The organism is Paenibacillus oryzisoli (genome assembly GCF_001653565.1).
In the GTDB taxonomy this organism is placed as follows: Bacteria; Bacillota; Bacilli; order Paenibacillales; family NBRC-103111; genus Paenibacillus_E; species Paenibacillus_E oryzisoli.
Genome location: NZ_LYPB01000024.1, coordinates 1 through 1,972, shown reverse-complemented (window position 1 = coordinate 1,972; position 1,972 = coordinate 1). Strand labels below are relative to the sequence as shown.

1 protein-coding gene is annotated in these 1,972 nt (G+C 49.3%); it reads left to right on the top strand.

Translation table 11 applies throughout. The annotated features are described in order from the left end of the window. Positions 1–690: 690 nt before the first annotated feature. Positions 691–1,821, top strand: a complete 1,131-nt coding sequence (locus A8708_RS00150; protein ID WP_068661522.1) for a glycoside hydrolase family 88 protein — start codon at positions 691–693, stop codon at positions 1,819–1,821. Positions 1,822–1,972 lie beyond the last annotated feature (151 nt).

Sequence of the window (1,972 nt, the reverse complement as noted above, 5' to 3'; positions counted from 1 at the left end):
CATCGGAAAGCCGTATGAGGGAAAACCTCACGTACGGTTTGATGAGGAGGGGCTGAAATATTTCAGCCCTTTACTCTAGATGGATGTCCATCGGGGCTGTTGTAGATACAACAGAATTGATAGTACTTTAAACGTATATGCTCTGGCCAAACGGAACGAGGATTCGCTATTTTCGTGGAAATAGCAAATTTCAGATCGATAGGGAACGTAGATCCCTTATTTACGCCAAATGAGGGAAGAATGCTGTAATATTGGCCGAATAGCGAACTGACGTTCCGTAACTTCGCCAACCTCTGGATATTCTGCTAATTAGCGTCCTCACGTTCCGTATCGCAGACAAATTAACATGTATAAGACACGTTTAGCACCCAAGCTTCGTTCCCACGTTCTGTGTTGAGTCCCATCTGAGGTATCTACAACAAATTAGTCAGTTAGGACACGTTTGGCTGTTAATATTTGTTGGTTAACAAGATTCGTTTTTATGTGGAGGGAATGGGAGTGCAGTAATTGAAGGGGTATGGTTGTGGAAGAATTGGTGGAAGTTTCTAGTATATGTATCTAGAATATGTACTAGTATAAATACCCTTGTAGATACAACAGAAAAACCAATTTTAAACAAGCGAGCATTCCGTGAAGCCAGGTGGTATAATAGGTTAAACGTTTCAACAAACCTGGTGAGGAGTGTTACATATGACGACAATTGAGAAGGGTTGGGCTCAAGAAGCATGGGCACAAACCGTAACGAAAGTGGACAAAACAAGTAAACGCATAGGCGATGGGTTCCCGCACGCCAGTGTGGGTGGCGAATATAAGCTGGAGCCAGCTTCTTGGTGGACAGCGGGCTTCTGGCCTGGTTTGCTGTGGCTGTTGTATCGGGACACGAAAGATGAAAGCCTGAAGCAGTTGGCTGAATCCTGCGAACAACAGTTGGATCAGGTTGTCACTGACTACTATCGCCTCGATCACGATATCGGTTTCATGTGGACGCTGACGAGTGTCGCACGCTACAAATTGACAGGCGCAGATGATTCCAAGCGCCGTGCCTTGCTCGCGGCGAATCTGTTGGCTGCACGTTTCAACGTGAAGGGCAGCTACATTCGCGCGTGGAATCCTTGGCGCGAAGGCGAAGACAACGCAGGCTGGGCAATTATCGACTGCATGATGAACTTGCCGCTGCTGCACTGGGCTACGCTAACGACTGGCGACCCGCGATTTAAAGAAATCGCGATAAGACATGCCGACATGGCGGCCGAGCACTTTATTCGTCCCGATGGATCGGTGAATCATATCGTGATTTTTGATCCGCACACAGGTGAGAAGCTTTCCGTGAACGGTGGGCAAGGTTTTGCACCTGAATCGGCCTGGTCGCGTGGAACCGCGTGGGCGATTTACGGTATGAGCCTCAGCTACAAGTACACGGGTGATGAGAAGTACTTGCATGCGGCGAAGCGTGCTGCGCATTTCTTCTTGGCAAACCTGCCAGAAGATCATGTGCCACATTGGGATTTCCGCTTGCCAGATGGCATTCCAGCGTACCGCGACTCCTCGGCTGGCGCGTGTGCGGCTTGCGGTCTGCTCCTGATCGCGGAGCAAGTGAACGGTCAAGAGGCATCCCTTTACCGCGAAGCAGGGGAGCGGATCTTGCACTCACTCTACACGAACTATGGTGCGTGGGATTCCGAAACCGAAGAAGGGTTAGTCACTCATGGTACAAGCCACTACCCAGAAGGCAAAAACATCGACGTGCCGCTCATCTACGGCGACTACTATTTCGTAGAAGGTCTTTCCCGATTGCTCGGGCATGGCGAGTTGTTCTGGTAAGTTTGGTTAGTTTGATATAAGAGTTGTCTTTCAGTAGCTATAGCTGCTGAGGACAGCTCTTTTTTATGTTGCGTGCCCAGAGGCACGCATTATCTAGTTGGTGAAAGTCCAACCAAGGGAGGGGCCAGGCCACCTTTGTAGCTAGGATGCT